The sequence below is a fragment of the Achromobacter sp. Marseille-Q0513 genome, from assembly GCF_018195695.1.
In the GTDB taxonomy this organism is placed as follows: domain Bacteria; phylum Pseudomonadota; class Gammaproteobacteria; order Burkholderiales; family Burkholderiaceae_B; genus Achromobacter.
The window spans coordinates 1-466 of the sequence record NZ_JAGTJY010000513.1; the positions used below are offsets into that span (position 1 = coordinate 1).

The 466-nt window shown below is 36.3% G+C and carries 1 protein-coding gene; it reads right to left on the reverse strand.

Annotated features, from left to right (window positions below):
• A partial coding sequence (locus tag KDH83_RS31540; RefSeq protein ID WP_212323103.1) for a hypothetical protein occupies window positions 1-373 on the reverse strand: 373 nt, incomplete at its 3' end.
• Between the last annotated feature and the right edge of the window lie 93 nt (window positions 374-466).

Here is a 466-nt window from a genome sequence, read left to right on the forward strand (position 1 = left end):
GATCACTGCTTAACCAACTCTCACCAGAACGCTTAATATGAAATCTTACAACAGCGCCAAAATCATCCATGGAGACAATCACATTCAAAATTTCATCACCACCCTCCATTTCCCATTTTTGTAAAATCGTATTGCAGAACAAACAGGCGTAGTCCAGAAATCTTTCTTCCACATAATCATCAATATGAAAAGAATTAACAAAACACTCAAGCCCTGTTTTGTCAACAAAATCATTATTACCCGAGAAAAATTTCAACAACTCATTCAAAAATACACAATCGTATTTTCTGACAAACCCATCCCGCAGCCATGAACGAAGTTGATCTGGAAGAATCAAATCATCCCATCTACTTTTTCTCAATCCTTTCAACATCAACGAATTGCACTTCACTTTCTTTCTCCCAAATATTGAACCATCCCTTTATCTATGGCTTTTTTGAAGGAAGGGTCGTTTAACAGATTATTC